Source organism: Shewanella sp. K8, from assembly GCF_028823715.1.
Taxonomy (GTDB): Bacteria; Pseudomonadota; Gammaproteobacteria; order Enterobacterales; family Shewanellaceae; genus Shewanella; species Shewanella algae.
Window position 1 is genome coordinate 113,746 of record NZ_JAPEHY010000004.1, and the last position, 15,336, is coordinate 129,081.

Consider the following 15,336-nt stretch of genomic DNA (forward strand, 5'->3'; position numbering starts at 1 on the left):
TTTACCCTTGCTGCCCGCTGATTATGCTTGTTTTTCTTCGGTCTCGTCCTCGTCTGATTCATCCGAAGCCTTGCTGTAAAAACGGGCAGCCAAGAGTCCGCCCTCAAACAATAACAGCATTGGCACGGCCAGCATAGTCTGAGAGATAACATCCGGAGGTGTCAGTAACATACCCACCACAAAAGCGCCGACAACGATATAGGGGCGTTTGGCTCTTAGGTCTTCCGGAGTGGTGACACCGGCCCAGCACAGCAAAATCACGGCGACCGGGATCTCGAATGCCAAACCAAAGGCAAAGAACAGCTTCAGAATAAAGCTCAAATAACTGCTGATATCGGTCGCAACCTGAACCCCTTCCGGAGCCACACTGGTAAAGAAGCCGAATACAACCGGGAACACCACATAGTAGGCAAAGGCGATCCCCAAATAAAACAGCAGAGTACTGCTGAACAATAGCGGGACTACCAGACGTTTTTCATGTTTATACAGTCCGGGCGCAACAAAGGACCAGATCTGATACAGCACATAGGGCACAGCAATGAAAAAAGACAGTACCAGCGTCAGTTTAAAGGGAGCGAAAAACGGTGCGGCCACATCCGTTGCAATCATGCTGCCGGTATCCGGCAGTGACTGCATCAATGGGATCGCCATGTAGTGATAGATGTCGTTTGCCCAGTAAACCAGGGCGATAAACACGATGAGCACACTTGCTATAGCTCTGAGCAGTTTAGTGCGCAGTTCCAGCAAGTGGCTGATTAATGGCTGCTGTTGCGACATGCTTTACCCATTATTTAGTGTCAGTACCTGTCGGCTTGGGAGCCGTCTCGGTGGCAGGTGTCTTCTCCTCGACAGCGGCTTCTGCCTTGGGTGCTTCCTGGGCTGGAGATTTGCTGTCTTCAACCTGATAGGGACGGTTGACCGATTGGGCCGCCTCTCTCAGTTGGTCGATAGACTCCTGCAGTTCGGGAGACAGATTGCTGAGGCCCTTGCTCTCGGCCTTCTTCAGGTCTGCATGTAACTGCTCGATCTTGAGCTCCTGCTCAAGTTCATCTTTGACCGAATTGGCCATGCGTTTCATGGCACGGATCCAACCGGTAATTGAACGTACCGCTACCGGGAGACGTTCGGGGCCGAGAACGACCAGCCCCAATACCCCGATGAGCAGCAGCTCCATAAAGCCGATACCATCGAACATAGGGAATTACGCCTGTTCTTTGTCCTTGGACTCTGGCTTCTTATCAGCCGCCTGTGCTTTGGGGTCTGCCTGAGTGTTCTGTGCAGAAGTGTCCTCGATGGCCTTCTTGTCTTCGTCACTGGACATGGCGTTCTTGAATCCCTTGACTGCTCCGCCGAGGTCGCCGCCCAGTGAACGCAGCTTCTTGGTGCCGAACAGCAGCACTACAATTAACGCGATGATGAGAAGTTGCCAAATACTGATACCACCCATGAAGGTTTCCTCTTAGATAATCTTGGTTCAATTATGAACCTTTAATTAAAATGTACTAATTAAAATTTCTTAATTTTGGGCCTGGATCGCCATCCAATAAACCACAGGATTGCTCCGGCTCCCATACTGACATAGGAAGGCCACAGTGTAGCGTCCTGACTGAGTGAAATCGTGCCACAGATCAACAAAATTGCGGATGTGATTAACAAATAATTGCTCTTGTGCGCTTTCTGCTGGTGCTTCAGATATTTGTCCAACATCTGCTGCTGAGCTCCAAGGAGATTTCGCCCCAGCTTCAGATTGTCATATATCAGCTCCGGAAACTCTGGAAGTTTATCAGACCAGAAGGGCAATTGTGTTTGCACTTTTTTGAACATTGCCTTTGGACCGACCTGTTCGGCCATCCACTGTTCGAGGAAAGGCTTGGCCGTTTGCCACAGATCCAACTGAGGATAGAGCTGACGTCCCAAGCCTTCGATATAGAGCAAGGTCTTTTCCAGCAAGACCAACTGTGGCTGTACCACTATGTGGAAGCGGCGGGCGGTACGGAACAGTTCCAGCAGCACATGGCCGAAGGAAATCTCGTCCAGCGGCTTGTTGAACATAGGTTCACACACCACTTTGACTGCTTGCTCGAAGGCCTGAATGTCGGTATCGGCCGAAACCCAACCGGATTCCACATACAGCTGGGCGATACGGCGGTAATCACGATTGAAGAAGGCAAGGAAGTTTTCCGCCAGATAGCGTTTATCCGTGTCGTTGAGCGTTCCCATGATGCCGCAGTCCAGACCAATATAGAAAGGATCTTCCGGATGCTCGCGGGAAATAAAGATGTTGCCCGGGTGCATATCGGCGTGGAAAAAGTTATCGCGAAATACCTGGGTAAAGAAGAGTTCCACCCCACGCTCGGCCAGTAGCTTGAGGTTGGTACCCTGGGCCTTGAGCGCGGCAACGTCCGAAACCGGGATCCCCTCGATGCGCTCCATCACCATCAGCCTTGGATAGCACAGCTCTTCATAAACATAGGGAATATAGAGGGCGTTGGAGTCGATAAAATTGTTGCGCAGCTTGACCGTGTTGAGCGCTTCCAGTTTAAGGTTGAGCTCTCCCAGAATGGTAGTGCGGTAGTCTTCCACCACTTCGGCCGGGCGCAGGCGATTATCCGGGCCGAGAATGGTTTCCAGCAGATTGGCACTCTGGCTCATCAGCTGCAGGTCGGCGAGAATGTTTTGCTCTACATTGGGGCGTAATACCTTGAGAACCACAGGCTTGCCGTTGGACTTGAGTGTTGCCGTGTGCACTTGGGAAATAGATGCCGAGGCCAGCGGGGTATCGTCAAAGTCGTCAAACAGGGTTTCTATGGGGGTCTTTAGTTCGGCTTCAATGGCTTCCCGCGCCAGCTTGGAGTCAAATGGCGGGACTCTGTCCTGCAACATGGCCAATTCATGGGCCCATTCATCGCTGAGCAGATCGCGACGGGTGGAGAGCATCTGGCCGAACTTGATATAAACCGGCCCCAACTCTTGCATGGCCAGTTTCAGCCGTTCACCACCGGCCTTGGATTTATGTTTGTTACGCAGCCAGAACAGACTGCGGCGCCAGAGTTTGAAGTACCAAGGGGTCAACTTTTTCGGCAACAGCTCGTCCAAACCATAATGCAGGGCAATGCTGATAACCTGATATCCTCTCTTGATACTGGCGAAACTCATGGGCTTTTCTTGTCCTTCAAATTGGCGAGTCGTTGTTCCAGAGCGTCCGTGGCGGCCGCAAGCTCGTCAATTTTGTCGCAATGGTGAATAAATTCAAGCCGATGAGGGGCTAATCTGTACTCTTCGGTGGTTAATTGCGCCAGATGGGATTGGGTCTTGTTAAAAACCCGGCTTAAATCTGCCTTGGCTCGCTGCAGACCACTTAACAATATATGAGTCGGGGCATCGCCCAGATACCGGGACAAAGGCTCGGCAAAGTCAAACCTGACCTGCTGCAGAAAATGGCTGAATGTTTGCAGCAAGGCGAGTTCCCCTTCGATTACCAGCTTATCTTGTTTGATAAGCTCGGTGAGGCTTTCGCCTTCGCCCAGGCGGTAGAGGGTGGTGGCATCGGCCTTGACGGTAACCGCTGCCTCACCTTCATAGCTGGAAAGCACCTGAATTTTCTTGGCAAACACTAAATAAAGCGGCCAGTTCAGTTGACTGAGTTGCAGACACAGGACTTTACCGTGCAGCGATTTCAACCGGGCATATTCGCCCTCGGCTTGGTCGGTGACTTTCTCTAGCGCCATCTCCAGAGCGGCGCAGCACAGCAGCCGCCACTGGGATGTCAGGCTCAGCTCATTCATCTCAGAACTTATAGCCTCGGTGCAGAGCCACTACGCCGTCGGTCATATTGATGTAATCCACCTGCTCCAGGCCGGCATCTTGCATCATCTGTTTCAGGGTTTCCTGATCCGGGTGCATACGGATGGACTCGGCCAGGTATTCGTAGCTGTCGGCGTCTTTGGCAACCAGCTGACCCATCTTGGGCAGGATCTTGAACGAATACAGATCGTAGGCCTTACGCATGATCTCATGCTGTGGCTTGGAAAACTCCAATACCAACAACTTACCGCCTGGCTTGAGCACACGTTGCATGGAGCGCAGCGCCGCGTCTTTGTCGGTCACATTACGCAGGCCAAAGGCGATGGTGATGATATCGAAGTGATTGTCCGGGAAGGGCAGTGCTTCGGCGTTGGCCTGTACATAACTGACGTTGCCCACTATGCCCTTGTCGCGCAGCTTGCTGCGACCGACTTTGAGCATGGAATCATTGATATCCGCCAGGATAACCTGACCCTTGTCACCCACCAGGTGCGAGAACTTGGCGGTCAAATCACCGGTACCACCGGCCAGATCCAACACCTTCATTCCCGGACGGGCACCGGCGCACTCAATGGTAAAGCGTTTCCAGAATCTATGGATACCAAAAGAAGCGACATCGTTCATGATGTCGTATTTAGTGGCAACGGAATGGAAGACTCCGGCTACCAGGTCGGCCTTCTTATCGGCTTCGACAGTTTTATACCCGAAATGTGTACTCTTTGGTGAGTCTTCAGACATCAGTGTATTCCTATGACTAGCTCGTATTGCAGCGAGTGTAAGCTATTGGTACAGCTTGCTGAATCTTTGCGCGGCCAAGCTGTGATCGCCGCAGTAAAAAATGCTGTTGGCCCCCAGGCCAGACTGCGCATTAGACCACAATATCCGCCGGGGGTGAATAGCCCCAGCCGCCATAGTATTCCCTATTGCGGCTGAACTTCGCTAAGCCGTCCTGCCTATTTGAGCACAGGGCAAGCTTGGCGGTGCTAAAGCGAAAAGAGTGTGGCAGTGTTCAGACCTGTTTGGCCTGTAGATAGGCGTAAATCAGTTCGGCAAGGCACTGACCGACGGCCTTGTAGCCGGCGGCTAAACCTGCGTCGTGGCATGCCGGGGCGCCTTCGGCCAGATGCAGATAAACACTTGGGGTGTGGCGCGCCATATGGCTGACGTAATGTGCCGCATCCAACAACGGAATACCGGCAACGGTTGAGGCACTGGATGGCATCTGGGTTATGGCATCCAGATCCAGCTCTATGGCGACCGGTAGACCTGTATGACGCAGCTGGCGGGCAATGTCGCTCAGTGCCTGTTCTAAACTCAGCTCGCGACGTACCCAAATCTGCTGCAGGCTGTGCCAACTGCCTCCAAATGCCGTAAGTTGTTCCAGATTGGCTTCACTGTTTTTCAGTTCATGCAGCCCGAGCACGTGATAATGCCCCAGGGCGCCGTTGGCCGCGGCATAACTGAAACCATTGCCACTGTGGCGGCCTTCACGCAACCTGAAGTCTGAATGAGGATCCAGATTGACCGCCGCCAGCGGCTTGGATAATGCCGCCCGGGCGGCGCTGAGTAAGCCAAAGGCGTTGTTGTGGCCACCGCCGATGACGATGGGCTCAAGCCCGGCGGCAAAAACCGGAGTCAGGGCTTCGATGACCTGCTGATCCAGAGACTCCACCTCTTGTCTGAGTTGCTGACAATCATTGGCAGCATTGGCAACCGGGGTGATTTCCCCCAGCAGCAGGCATTCTTCACCACTTAAAAAGCGGTTGGACTGCAGATTAAGCAGCGCCGGCAACATGGCGGCAAAGGCCTGGTTGGCACCGCCTTGCCCTAGATTAGCCCTGGGCCCAAGGTCCTCCTTGATTCCGATAATGGCAAAACGGGCGCCTGCGGCTTTGGCCTGGGTCAGTGCATCCATATAGCTTGCCGCGCCTGGCAGCAGGCGCACTTTCTGACCCAGACGGGTTTCACCTTCTCTGGGGCTGAAAGATTGAGCCAGCTTGGCTTGCGTGATGGGGGAGAGCGGCAGTTCCATAGAATATCCCTTTCTCTGACGGGGCAAGAATAGCCTCTATTCTGGCCGAGGCTGAGCAAAAGGCAACAAAAAAGCCGGCAGAGGCCGGCTTTTGTGCAGAGGTCGTTATCAGTCGATATCCAAAGGCTCGGGAGAAAGAATCACCCCAGTGTTATCGGCATAGATATGATCGCCAGGCAGGAAGGTGACGCCACCGAAGTTCACCGGAATGTCCACTTCACCAATGGCATTGCCATCGGCACCAACAGGAATGGAGGCCAAAGCCTGGATACCTATATCCAGCTCTTCGAGGGCATCGACATCGCGCACGCTACCGTAAACGATAATGCCTTCCCAGTTGTTGTTGACCGCAACCTCGGCAATCGAGGCATCGATCAGCGCCCGGCGCAGAGAACCACCACCGTCTACCAGCAGAACCTTTCCTTCGCCATCGTCCTGCAATACATCGAGAATGAGGCCGTTGTCTTCGAAACACTTGATGGTGCTAATGGAGCCGCCAAATGAACTACAGCCACCGTAGTTGCTGAACATGGGCTCGACGACATCGACAACATCCAGGTACATGTCACAAAGTTCTGAGGTGTTGTATTCCATATTTACACTCCTGTTGAACCGCAGGGTCTGACAAGACCGCGGGATAACGCACTAAGTGCCAGTATATAAGGGATTCTTGAAAAGAAAAGTGTTATCAATCACGGTATTGCTGGATTTTCTCTCCGTTAACATTTGCGTGGTAATATTTCGTAACTCCTGTCTATATATGCAGCGTTTTTTGATGCAGCTCATTAAATAACGTATTTTTATTACAACTCTGTTGTGACTTTTGTTAGCATTGGCACCATTCAAACTTACTTAACTTTAACCTGCTTTAGGGGCACGGATCCCCCGTCAGGCTTATGGACGGCAGAGGGCCTTAATGAGGTGCCTTATGGAAGCTCTTAACACAGTTGAAATCGTTGGCTATTTTGCCTCCATCATGGTGGCTATTTCACTGATGATGAAGGATATTATCTGGCTGCGTTGGATCAACTTTACCGGTTGTACCCTGTTTGTGATTTACGGTGCAGCTATTTCTGCCTGGCCGGTAGCGGGGATGAACGCCTTTGTGGCTTGTATCAACATCTATCATTTGATCAAAATCTATCGTGGCCGGGCTACTGTCACTGCCTGATGTCATAAAAGCTTAGGGCAGGTGTCACCTGTCCGTCACACCCCTTGACTAGGCTCTTTACTGCTACACAGAACGGAGCCCTTGACCCGGCTCCTTACTGTCCACAGAAGGAGCCTCAGCCATGTTTACCTACCTTGCTGAACTCGATCTTCGAACCTTTCGCGCGCTGACACAATTTGGCCGCAAACATGATCTGGAAGCCAGCGCCCTCAAGTTTTCTGCATCGGGTAATGGTCCGCTTTACCTGTGTCTGGCGCTGCTTATGTTGCTGGAGCAGGATGGACAGCGCTTCTTCGCTTTGTTGCTGTTGGCGTATGCAGTGGAATTGCCTTTGTACCTGTTACTCAAAAATGCCATTCGACGTAAACGCCCATGTCATCAGGTTCTGGTGGGCTTCAGGGCCAGCTTTGAGCCCTCTGACAAATTCAGTCTGCCGTCCGGCCATACGGCGGGTGCCTTCGTGTTCGCCAGTGCGGTATGGCAAATTTACCCGCAGCTGGCAGTGCCGGCATTTATCTGGGCTGGCCTGGTTGGGGTTTCCAGGGTGTTTCTCGGTGTTCACTACCCTCTCGATATCTTGGCCGGTGCCCTTTTGGGCAGCAGTGCCACTCTCATAGCAGTAGTTTGGATATAAGGACTATCAATGCGGATACTTTACGGCGTTCAGGGCACAGGGAATGGCCATTTGAGTCGCGCCAGAGTAGTTGCCAAAGCCTTGGCAAAGCACGATATTCAGGTTGATTATTTCTTCAGTGGTCGCCAGCCGGAGCAGTTTTTTGATATGCAGGCCTTCGGCGATTACCGGGTCTGTTCCGGGCTGACCTTTGTGACTCAAAAGGGACGGGTCAGCATCCCCAAGACACTGATGCACAATTCCGCCGTTGAGCTTTGGCGAGACATTCGCGAGTTGGATCTCAGTGGCTATGATCTCTTGCTCAATGACTTTGAGCCGGTTTCGGCCTGGGCCGCCAGGCGTCAGGGGGTGCCCAGCATAGGCATTAGTCATCAGGCTTCCCTCAAATACCCTGTGCCCAAAGTAGGAAACTCCTGGTTCAACGACTGGTTGCTGGAAAACTTCGCTCCCGTGGATCAGGCATTGGGGTGTCACTGGCATCACTTTGGCTACCCAATATTGCCGCCCTTTGTCGATGTCAGCCGCTGCGCCGTGGAACATTCACACGATATTTTGGTGTATCTGCCGTTTGAGAGCCCACAAGCTATTGCCGAATTATTGCACCCTTTCCATGACTACCGTTTTATGGTGTATCACAGCCAGGCGGCGCCAGTTGCTTTACCTGAGCATATTCTGTGGCATGGTTTTGATCGTGAAGGCTTCAAGGCCGATCTCGCCAGTTGCGGTGGGGTGATAGCCAATGCCGGATTTGAACTGGCCAGTGAAGCCCTGACCCTGGGTAAAAAGCTCTTGGTTAAACCCTTGCTTGGGCAGTTTGAACAGCTGTCGAATGTGGCCGCCCTGGAGCTGCTGGCAGCGGCCGACAGCATGATGACGCTGGAGCCGCAAACGGTGAAACGTTGGCTCAAACGGGGTAGCCCTGAGCCGATTAACTACCCGGATGTGGGCGACCTGCTGGTGCCTTGGCTGTTGGCCGGCAATTGGCAGGACAGCCAATCGCTGTGCCGGGAGCTATGGCAGCAGGTGACATTACCCGACACCTGGTTTTCCAAGCAGGATGCCAGGGCGCTCAGCGGGCTGCCTTTGGGCTCGCTGATCCGCTAGCAAAGGTACGAATAACTCCTCGTGGAATCTGTTCGCACCTTCCTCAGTTATATTTGATATTCATGCTGATCAGGGCTTCACGGCTGCCCTTTTCGGCACGCAGCCGAGCCAGATATTGTTCCCAGAGTTCGGTGTGTTGGGTGCAGAGCTGGTGCAGTATCTGCCAGGAATAGAGGCCGGTATCATGGCCGTCGTCGAAGACCAGCTTCACCGCATAATTGCCTACCGGCTCAATGGCGCTGATGTTGACCTCTTTCTTGTGAGTCACCAGTTTTGGGTTGCCATGGCCGTGAACTTCGGCCGATGGAGAGTGAACCCGCAGAAATTCGCAGCTCAGCTGATACTGACTGCCATCATCGAAGCCTATCTCGAGCAGTTTGGATTTACGCTTCAGTTTCAGTGATGTGACTTGAGGATGACTCATGGGAACTCCATTGTGTCCGGGGTTTCTGTGTATCTGTTTATTCTATGTCAGAGCGCTGGGACTGTGCACCCCGGTGGATGAGAGCTGACACACATTAATGGTGGCAAAAAATAGCGGCCGCTGGCAGCGGCCATTATTGGATAATGATGAAGACAGTTATTTGATAAAGGCGAAGGCATCGCCGTAGAGGTGGGCTTCATCCAGTCCCATCTCGCGGAACAGCTCCCGCGCGGCACCGACCATGTCGAAACGACCGGCAATATAGATGTCATAGCCCACCAGGCTGACAAAGTCCGAGCGTATCTGCGCCAGCAGATTGGCCTGTTTCCCCTGCCAGTCGGCCTCGGCCTGTTCTACTACCGGCACGAAGTGCAACCAAGGGTGCGCTTGATGCCACTCTCTGGCGATGGCTTCGTAGTACATGGCTTCAGGATTGCGGCAGCCCCAATAGAGCAGGGTTTCAACCTTTTGCCCCAGGGCGATTTGCTGCTCTACCAGGCTCTTGATATAGGAGAAGCCTGTACCACCGGCAACTAGCAGTCTGGGCCTGACACTCTGGTGTCTGAGGAAGGCTTCGCCGCCCGGAGCTTCGATATCGATATGGCTGTTGTTTCTCAGCCGCTCGACCACTTGCATGGGATAGCTCTCGCTGACGGCTGCGCCTATGTGAAGTTCTATGAGTTCGCTGCCGGGAGCCGAAGCTATGGAGAAGGGACGCTTGTCTTTCTCACCCATTACCACACACAGGTATTGACCGGCCTTGAACTCCAGCGGTTTTTCGGGGCGCAGCAATACTTGGTACACAGCGTCATTGAATGGGGCAACTTTCTCTATCTTACAGCGGATGCTATTCATCGAACTTCCTTTTTACCTCTCTGTTGAAGGCTTATTTTAATAATGGCTAAAGCAGTTATTGCGGATTATAGGGTAGCTTGGTCTTCTATGCCCAACTGCTCCCAAATCTCGTCCACTCGCTGTTTAACCTCTTGGTCCATCACTATTGGGGTGCCCCATTCGCGGTTGGTCTCACCTTCCCACTTATTGGTGGCATCCAGGCCCATCTTGGATCCCAGTCCCGCCACGGGTGACGCGAAATCCAGATAGTCAATGGGTGTGTTGTCTATCATCACTGTGTCGCGGCTGGGATCCATCCGGGTGGTTATGGCCCAGATAACGTCCTGCCAGTCGCGGCAATTCACGTCTTCATCGACTATGACAATAAACTTGGTATACATAAACTGACGCAGGAAAGACCAGGCTCCCATCATCACCCGCTTGGCATGCCCGGGATATTGTTTGCGGATGGAGATCACCGCCATCCGGTAGGAACAACCCTCCGGTGGCAGGTAAAAGTCGACGATTTCCGGATACTGCTTGCGCAGGATAGGAACGAAGACCTCATTGAGGGCAACCCCGAGCATGGCCGGTTCATCCGGTGGTCTTCCCGTGTAGGTGCTGTGGTAGATGGCGTCTTTTCTGTGACTGATATGGGTCACGGTAAACACAGGGAAACTGTCGGTTTCATTGTAATAACCTGTGTGGTCACCGTAGGGGCCTTCCACCGCCATCTCTTCGGGATCGATATAACCTTCGAGAATGATCTCACTGGTGGCCGGCACTTCCAGATCGCAACTCAAGGCCTTGACCACTTCGGTGCGCTCACCGCGCAGCAGTCCGGCAAAAGCATATTCACTCATGGCATCGGGCACTGGAGTGACGGCGCCGAGAATAGTGACAGGGTCGCTGCCCAGAGCCACTACCACAGGATATTTTTCACCTGGGTGCTGCTGCTTGAAGTCGGCAAAGTCCAATGCCCCGCCTCTGTGTGACAGCCAGCGCATGATCAGCTTGTTCTTGCCCAGCAGTTGCTGGCGGTAGATCCCCAGATTCTGGCGTTTCTGTCTCGGCCCTTTGGTGATGGTCAAACCCCAGGTCACCAGTGGTGCAACATCGCCGGGCCAGCAGTGCTGAATGGGCAGGGCGGTCAGGTCGATATTATCGCCTTGCAACACCACCTCCTGGCAAGGAGCGTTACGCACTGTCTTGGGCGGCATGTTCAGCGCTTGCTTGAACATGGGGATCTTGGCAATGGCATCCTTGAAGCCCCTGGGTGGCTCGGGCTCCTTGAGAAACGCCAGCAGTTCGCCCACGTCCCGCAGCGCCATGGGATCATCCTTGCCCAGCGCCATGGCGACCCGCTTCGGAGTACCGAAGAGGTTCACCAGCACGGGCATCTGTTTGCCCTTGGGATTTTCAAACAGCAGGGCCGGGCCACCGGCACGCAGCACCCGATCGGCTATTTCGGTCATTTCAAGATAAGGATCAACCAGATAGCTGATACGCTTGAGTTCACCCTGACTCTCGAGGTGATCGATAAAACTGCGTAAATCCTTAAAACTCATGTGGAAATAGCCTCGCTGCCGAATGCATTAATGGCGCGCACTATAGCATTAATCCCGGCAGCGGTTAACTGCTGTCGCATGGGGGAGCAGAGACAAACAGGTGCCCCTTGGCTGAATGCACGCTGAGTCATCTTTATTTCTCCTGCGATTCACTGATGAATCCGGGCGCCAGCCGTAGTAGCATGAAAGCTGCGGGCCTTGAAGCCTGGAGGCTATATGAAACGAGCATTTTTCCTGAGTCTGATACTGATGAGTTTGCCACTGGTGGCTGCTGCCAGGGATAACTCCCATGCCGAGCGCCACTATCAGGGTGATATTCATAGAGGAGATGACAACCGCCGGCATAACCATGGCTCACGAAGTCATTGGGGCCTGTATTGGGGAGTTAACAATCCCTGGCTATCGCCCTGGCGCTACGACCCGTGGAATCGTTGGCAGTGGGATGAACCTTGGTACAGAGATCGCTGGCAGCGCCCCTATGTATATCGCAGGCAACCCAAGCCGGAGCCTGTGGTAGTGGCGCCACCACAGCGAGTAACGACTCACTTCGAAACCTTGGCCGACACAGGGAGTCGTGCCAGCCTACCGGCCAACGCCAGGGTGATACAACAAGGTAATCGCACCTTGTATCAATGGCAGGGCAAGACCTATCAATTTGACTGGCAAAGCCAAACCTATCGGCCTCTGTCACAGTCCCCATCTGAAGTCGGAGAGCAAAGCAAATGAAATTGATCACCGGAGCCAGCAGTGGCTTGGGGGCAGCGCTGGCGAGGCGTTATCATGCTGAAGGAGCGTCCTTGTTGTTAACCGGCCGCAGCGAACAGAGGTTGCAGCAACTGGCGGCAGAGCTGCCCGGTGTCAGTTGCCAAGCCACAGATTTAACCAATCCGCAAGCGATTGAGGCTCTGCTCGATACCTTGGGCGAGGCCCCCGAAATGCTGCTGCACTGTGCCGGCAGCGGCCGCTTCGGTAACCTGGAAACTCAGTCACCGGTCGAGATAAAGACCCTTATCGACAATAATCTGCTGTCTACTCTGTTGCTGCTCAGAGCCATGTTGGCCCGTTGGCGGCAAGAGTCCATGACACTGGTGATTGTCATGTCTACCGCGGCGCTGCAACCCAAGGCCGGAGAGAGCAGTTACTGCGCGGTAAAATGGGCCGTCAGAGGCATGCTGGAGTCCTTACGCTTGGAACTCAAGGGCAGCAAGATAAAACTGATAGCTGTCTACCCCGGTGGAATGGCAACCGGGTTCTGGCCCAGCAGCGGTAAATTGGTGGATACGTCGAGCTTTATGACGGCCGATGAAGCCGCAGCCATGCTCAGTCAGGCCTTGCAAAGTTGTGCCCACGGTTATGTTTCGGATATCACCTTGACCCGGGGCTAGGGGGCAGCATTAAGAGTTAAAAAAGGATTTTGACCGTGATTCCACTCAGCCAAGAGGCAATTACAGCCAAGGGAGGCGCCATGATATTTCAATGGCACAGTACTAGCTCAGGATCTGGCTTTGGGCGTCATTCATGCATGATTATATGTCTGTTGCTGCTGGGCAGTTTGCTGTCTTTGGGATTGGCGCAGGCCAGCACAAGCGGCAATCTGTGTATTCCCTATACTGCCAGCGAAAAGGTTACACTCGCCTATATCAATGATGGCGATACCCTCACACTCAAAGATGGCCGCCTGATACGCTTGATAGGTGTCAATGCCCCCGAGATAGATCATCAGTATCCCAGTCTCTCCCAGCGCTACAGTCTGGAGGCCAGGGCCTTTGTCGCCTCTAAGCTCAAAGCGGGGGACGAGCTGGCGCTGATGTTTGGCCCAACCAAGCTGGATCCCTATGGTCGCACTCTGGCCTATGTCTTTACTCCGGATGGTTTATTGTTGCAGCAGGAACTGCTGCAACAGGGTTTTGCCATGGCCAGGGTCTATCAGGAACATCCGTTTTGGGAATGCTTTGCCAAGTTGGAGCAGCAAGCACGGACTCAGAGTACAGGTTTGTGGGGGTTTGACGACTATGCGCCCAAGGCGGTTTCGGCTATCGGCCAGCAGGATTTAAATCAGTATCGGCTGGTCAGAGGTGTGGTGACAGATTTTGAAAGAAAGGGACAGTATTTGTGGCTTATTCTGGATAATAACTTCTATGTCGGCATACCTCAGGCCGGATCTGGTAATTTTAGCAACCTTTTAGCGCTGAACTCGCTTAAAAGAGCCGTTATAGTGCGGGGTAAGTTGTATTTTTCCTACAAAAAATGGCAGATAATCGCCACTCATCCATCACAGATAAGTTTGGAAAATCCCCCTTAGAAGCAAAATGCCTGACTTAAGCGGAAAATTTCTATCTCACTGTTTTAAAACAATGCCTTTTCGCGTATCTTTAGCGCCTTGTGATTTGAGTCACTGTAGAGGGAGTTCTGCAGTGATCCAGACCTGTGTTTGTACGGTTTTTACTTAATATCATTCCGCATTTCAGGATTTAAAAATGACAGATTTCCGTCAAAAAGCGCTCGATTACCATGAGTTCCCCGTTCCAGGCAAAACCGCAGTGACGCTGACCAAGCCCGCCGAGACCAGTATGGATCTGGCGCTGGCGTACAGCCCGGGGGTGGCAGAGCCGGTACGTGAAATCGCTTCCAATCCTGCCAATGCGTACAGATACACCAACAAGGGCAACACGGTTGCCGTGATTTCCAACGGTACCGCCATTCTGGGGCTGGGTAACCTAGGCCCCTTGCCATCCAAGCCGGTAATGGAAGGAAAGGCTTTGCTGTTCAAGCACTTTGCCAATATCGACGCCACAGATATCGAAGTAAAACACCGCACAGCTGAAGAGTTTATTCATACAGTCGAAGCGATTGCCGACACTTTTGGCGGTATCAACCTGGAAGACATCAAGGCGCCTGAGTGCTTTGAAATCGAGCGTGAGCTGATCGAGCGCTGCCAGGTTCCTGTGTTTCACGACGACCAGCACGGCACGGCAATCGTTACTGCCGCCGGGATGATCAATGCCCTCGAGATCCAGGGCAAGAAACTGGAAGAGGCGGTGTTTGTTTGTATGGGCGCAGGCGCAGCGGCCATCGCCTGTATGAGCATGCTGGTCAAGTGTGGAGCCCAGCGTGAAAATGTCTACATGCTGGATAGAAAGGGCGTTATCCATACCCGTCGTGAAGATCTCAACGAGTACAAGGCGCTGTTTGCCAACAACACAGACAAGCGCACGCTGCAGGATGTGATCAAGGGGGCCGACGTGTTCCTGGGGCTGTCTGGCCCTGATGTTCTCGGCGCCGAGGAAGTGGCTATGATGGCCGAGAAGCCGGTGATCTTCGCTTGCTCCAACCCGGATCCCGAGATCAAGCCTGAACTGGCTCATGAGATACGTAGCGATTTGATCATGGGAACCGGTCGCAGCGACTATCCCAACCAGGTCAACAATGTGCTCTGTTTCCCATTCATTTTCCGTGGCGCTTTGGATGTGCGTGCCAGCCGCATTAATGATGAGATGAAGATAGCCGCGGTTTATGCCATTGCTGAACTGGCCAAGGAGCCTGTGCCAGCATCTGTGTTGGCGGCTTACCCCAATGTCAGCGAGTTGAGTTTCGGCCCGCAATATGTGCTGCCCAAGCCTATGGATCCTAGATTGTTGCCCAAAGTCGCCAAGGCTGTGGCGCAAGCAGCCATAGACTCTCAGGTTGCTCAGATAGACACACTGCCGCAATACCCGGAAGTCTGATAGCTGTTTTATTCCCAAGGGGCCTTGTTTGGCCCCTTTG

The 15,336-nt window shown here is 53.2% G+C and carries 19 protein-coding genes; 7 read left to right on the top strand and 12 right to left on the bottom strand.

Translation table 11 applies throughout. The annotated features are described in order from the left end of the window. Positions 1-21 precede the first annotated feature (21 nt). The 8 genes from tatC to rraA form a co-directional block, all read right to left on the bottom strand. Positions 22-777, bottom strand: a complete 756-nt coding sequence (gene tatC, locus ON072_RS03680; RefSeq protein ID WP_025011570.1) for a twin-arginine translocase subunit TatC — start codon at positions 775-777, stop codon at positions 22-24. Between the two features lie 10 nt (positions 778-787). Further along, positions 788-1,195, bottom strand: coding sequence for a Sec-independent protein translocase protein TatB (gene tatB / locus ON072_RS03685; RefSeq protein ID WP_028781365.1), 408 nt, complete (start codon positions 1,193-1,195; stop codon positions 788-790). Positions 1,196-1,201: 6 nt separating this feature from the next. After that, positions 1,202-1,447, bottom strand: a complete 246-nt coding sequence (gene tatA / locus ON072_RS03690; RefSeq protein WP_044735310.1) for a Sec-independent protein translocase subunit TatA — start codon at positions 1,445-1,447, stop codon at positions 1,202-1,204. A 59-nt stretch (positions 1,448-1,506) separates the two neighbouring features. Next, complete coding sequence (ubiB, locus tag ON072_RS03695; protein WP_107110731.1) at positions 1,507-3,156, bottom strand: ubiquinone biosynthesis regulatory protein kinase UbiB; 1,650 nt, start codon at positions 3,154-3,156, stop codon at positions 1,507-1,509. Beyond that, positions 3,153-3,785 carry a ubiquinone biosynthesis accessory factor UbiJ gene (locus ON072_RS03700; protein WP_044735309.1) on the bottom strand — a complete coding sequence of 211 codons (633 nt, stop codon included), beginning with the start codon at positions 3,783-3,785 and terminating at the stop codon, positions 3,153-3,155. The genes ubiB and ON072_RS03700 overlap by 4 nt, the downstream gene beginning before the upstream one ends. Position 3,786: 1 nt before the next feature. After that, entirely contained in the window at positions 3,787-4,542 is a 756-nt protein-coding gene (gene ubiE / locus ON072_RS03705; RefSeq protein ID WP_025011572.1) for a bifunctional demethylmenaquinone methyltransferase/2-methoxy-6-polyprenyl-1,4-benzoquinol methylase UbiE, read from the bottom strand. A gap of 271 nt (positions 4,543-4,813) precedes the next feature. Continuing rightward, on the bottom strand, positions 4,814-5,836 hold the full coding sequence (locus ON072_RS03710) for a formimidoylglutamase (protein ID WP_025888250.1): 1,023 nt from the start codon (positions 5,834-5,836) through the stop codon (positions 4,814-4,816). A 108-nt stretch (positions 5,837-5,944) separates the two neighbouring features. Continuing rightward, positions 5,945-6,430 carry a ribonuclease E activity regulator RraA gene (rraA, locus tag ON072_RS03715; protein WP_025011574.1) on the bottom strand — a complete coding sequence of 162 codons (486 nt, stop codon included), beginning with the start codon at positions 6,428-6,430 and terminating at the stop codon, positions 5,945-5,947. Positions 6,431-6,764: 334 nt separating this feature from the next. Between rraA and ON072_RS03720 the strand changes: the two genes are divergently transcribed. The 3 genes from ON072_RS03720 (at position 6,765) to ON072_RS03730 (ending at position 8,745) form a co-directional block, all read left to right on the top strand. After that, positions 6,765-7,007 carry a YgjV family protein gene (locus tag ON072_RS03720; protein WP_028781361.1) on the top strand — a complete coding sequence of 81 codons (243 nt, stop codon included), beginning with the start codon at positions 6,765-6,767 and terminating at the stop codon, positions 7,005-7,007. 121 nt (positions 7,008-7,128) lie between these two features. Beyond that, a complete protein-coding gene (locus tag ON072_RS03725; protein ID WP_025888251.1) occupies positions 7,129-7,641 on the top strand; it encodes a phosphatase PAP2 family protein in 513 nt (170 codons plus the stop codon). A 9-nt stretch (positions 7,642-7,650) separates the two neighbouring features. Then, positions 7,651-8,745: an MJ1255/VC2487 family glycosyltransferase gene (locus ON072_RS03730; protein WP_261752700.1), complete on the top strand. Its 1,095-nt coding sequence runs from the start codon at positions 7,651-7,653 to the stop codon at positions 8,743-8,745. 43 nt (positions 8,746-8,788) lie between these two features. On the opposite strand, the gene ON072_RS03735 is transcribed toward ON072_RS03730, so the two are convergent. The 4 genes from ON072_RS03735 to ON072_RS03750 all read right to left on the bottom strand — a co-directional run bounded on the left by ON072_RS03735 (position 8,789) and on the right by ON072_RS03750 (position 11,702). Further along, entirely contained in the window at positions 8,789-9,169 is a 381-nt protein-coding gene (locus tag ON072_RS03735) for a gamma-butyrobetaine hydroxylase-like domain-containing protein (protein ID WP_025011577.1), read from the bottom strand. Positions 9,170-9,325: 156 nt separating this feature from the next. Next, the gene (gene fre, locus ON072_RS03740) at positions 9,326-10,024 is read right to left on the bottom strand and encodes an NAD(P)H-flavin reductase (protein ID WP_045282594.1); all 699 of its coding nucleotides are present in this window, start codon (positions 10,022-10,024) and stop codon (positions 9,326-9,328) included. Between the two features lie 65 nt (positions 10,025-10,089). Beyond that, positions 10,090-11,571 carry a 4-hydroxy-3-polyprenylbenzoate decarboxylase gene (gene ubiD / locus ON072_RS03745; protein ID WP_261752699.1) on the bottom strand — a complete coding sequence of 494 codons (1,482 nt, stop codon included), beginning with the start codon at positions 11,569-11,571 and terminating at the stop codon, positions 10,090-10,092. Further along, a complete protein-coding gene (locus tag ON072_RS03750; protein ID WP_256873028.1) occupies positions 11,568-11,702 on the bottom strand; it encodes a hypothetical protein in 135 nt (44 codons plus the stop codon). Before ON072_RS03750 ends, ubiD begins: the two co-directional genes overlap by 4 nt. An 85-nt stretch (positions 11,703-11,787) precedes the next feature. On the opposite strand from ON072_RS03750, the gene ON072_RS03755 reads away from it, so the two are divergent. From ON072_RS03755 to ON072_RS03770, 4 genes are all read left to right on the top strand, one after another. Further along, a complete protein-coding gene (locus ON072_RS03755; RefSeq protein ID WP_261752698.1) occupies positions 11,788-12,297 on the top strand; it encodes a hypothetical protein in 510 nt (169 codons plus the stop codon). Beyond that, positions 12,294-12,956 carry an SDR family NAD(P)-dependent oxidoreductase gene (locus ON072_RS03760; RefSeq protein WP_025011581.1) on the top strand — a complete coding sequence of 221 codons (663 nt, stop codon included), beginning with the start codon at positions 12,294-12,296 and terminating at the stop codon, positions 12,954-12,956. The genes ON072_RS03755 and ON072_RS03760 overlap by 4 nt, the downstream gene beginning before the upstream one ends. A gap of 137 nt (positions 12,957-13,093) precedes the next feature. Next, positions 13,094-13,873, top strand: coding sequence for a thermonuclease family protein (locus ON072_RS03765; RefSeq protein WP_234503325.1), 780 nt, complete (start codon positions 13,094-13,096; stop codon positions 13,871-13,873). 175 nt (positions 13,874-14,048) lie between these two features. Then, positions 14,049-15,296, top strand: a complete 1,248-nt coding sequence (locus ON072_RS03770; protein ID WP_025011583.1) for a malic enzyme-like NAD(P)-binding protein — start codon at positions 14,049-14,051, stop codon at positions 15,294-15,296. Positions 15,297-15,336: the final 40 nt, after the last annotated feature.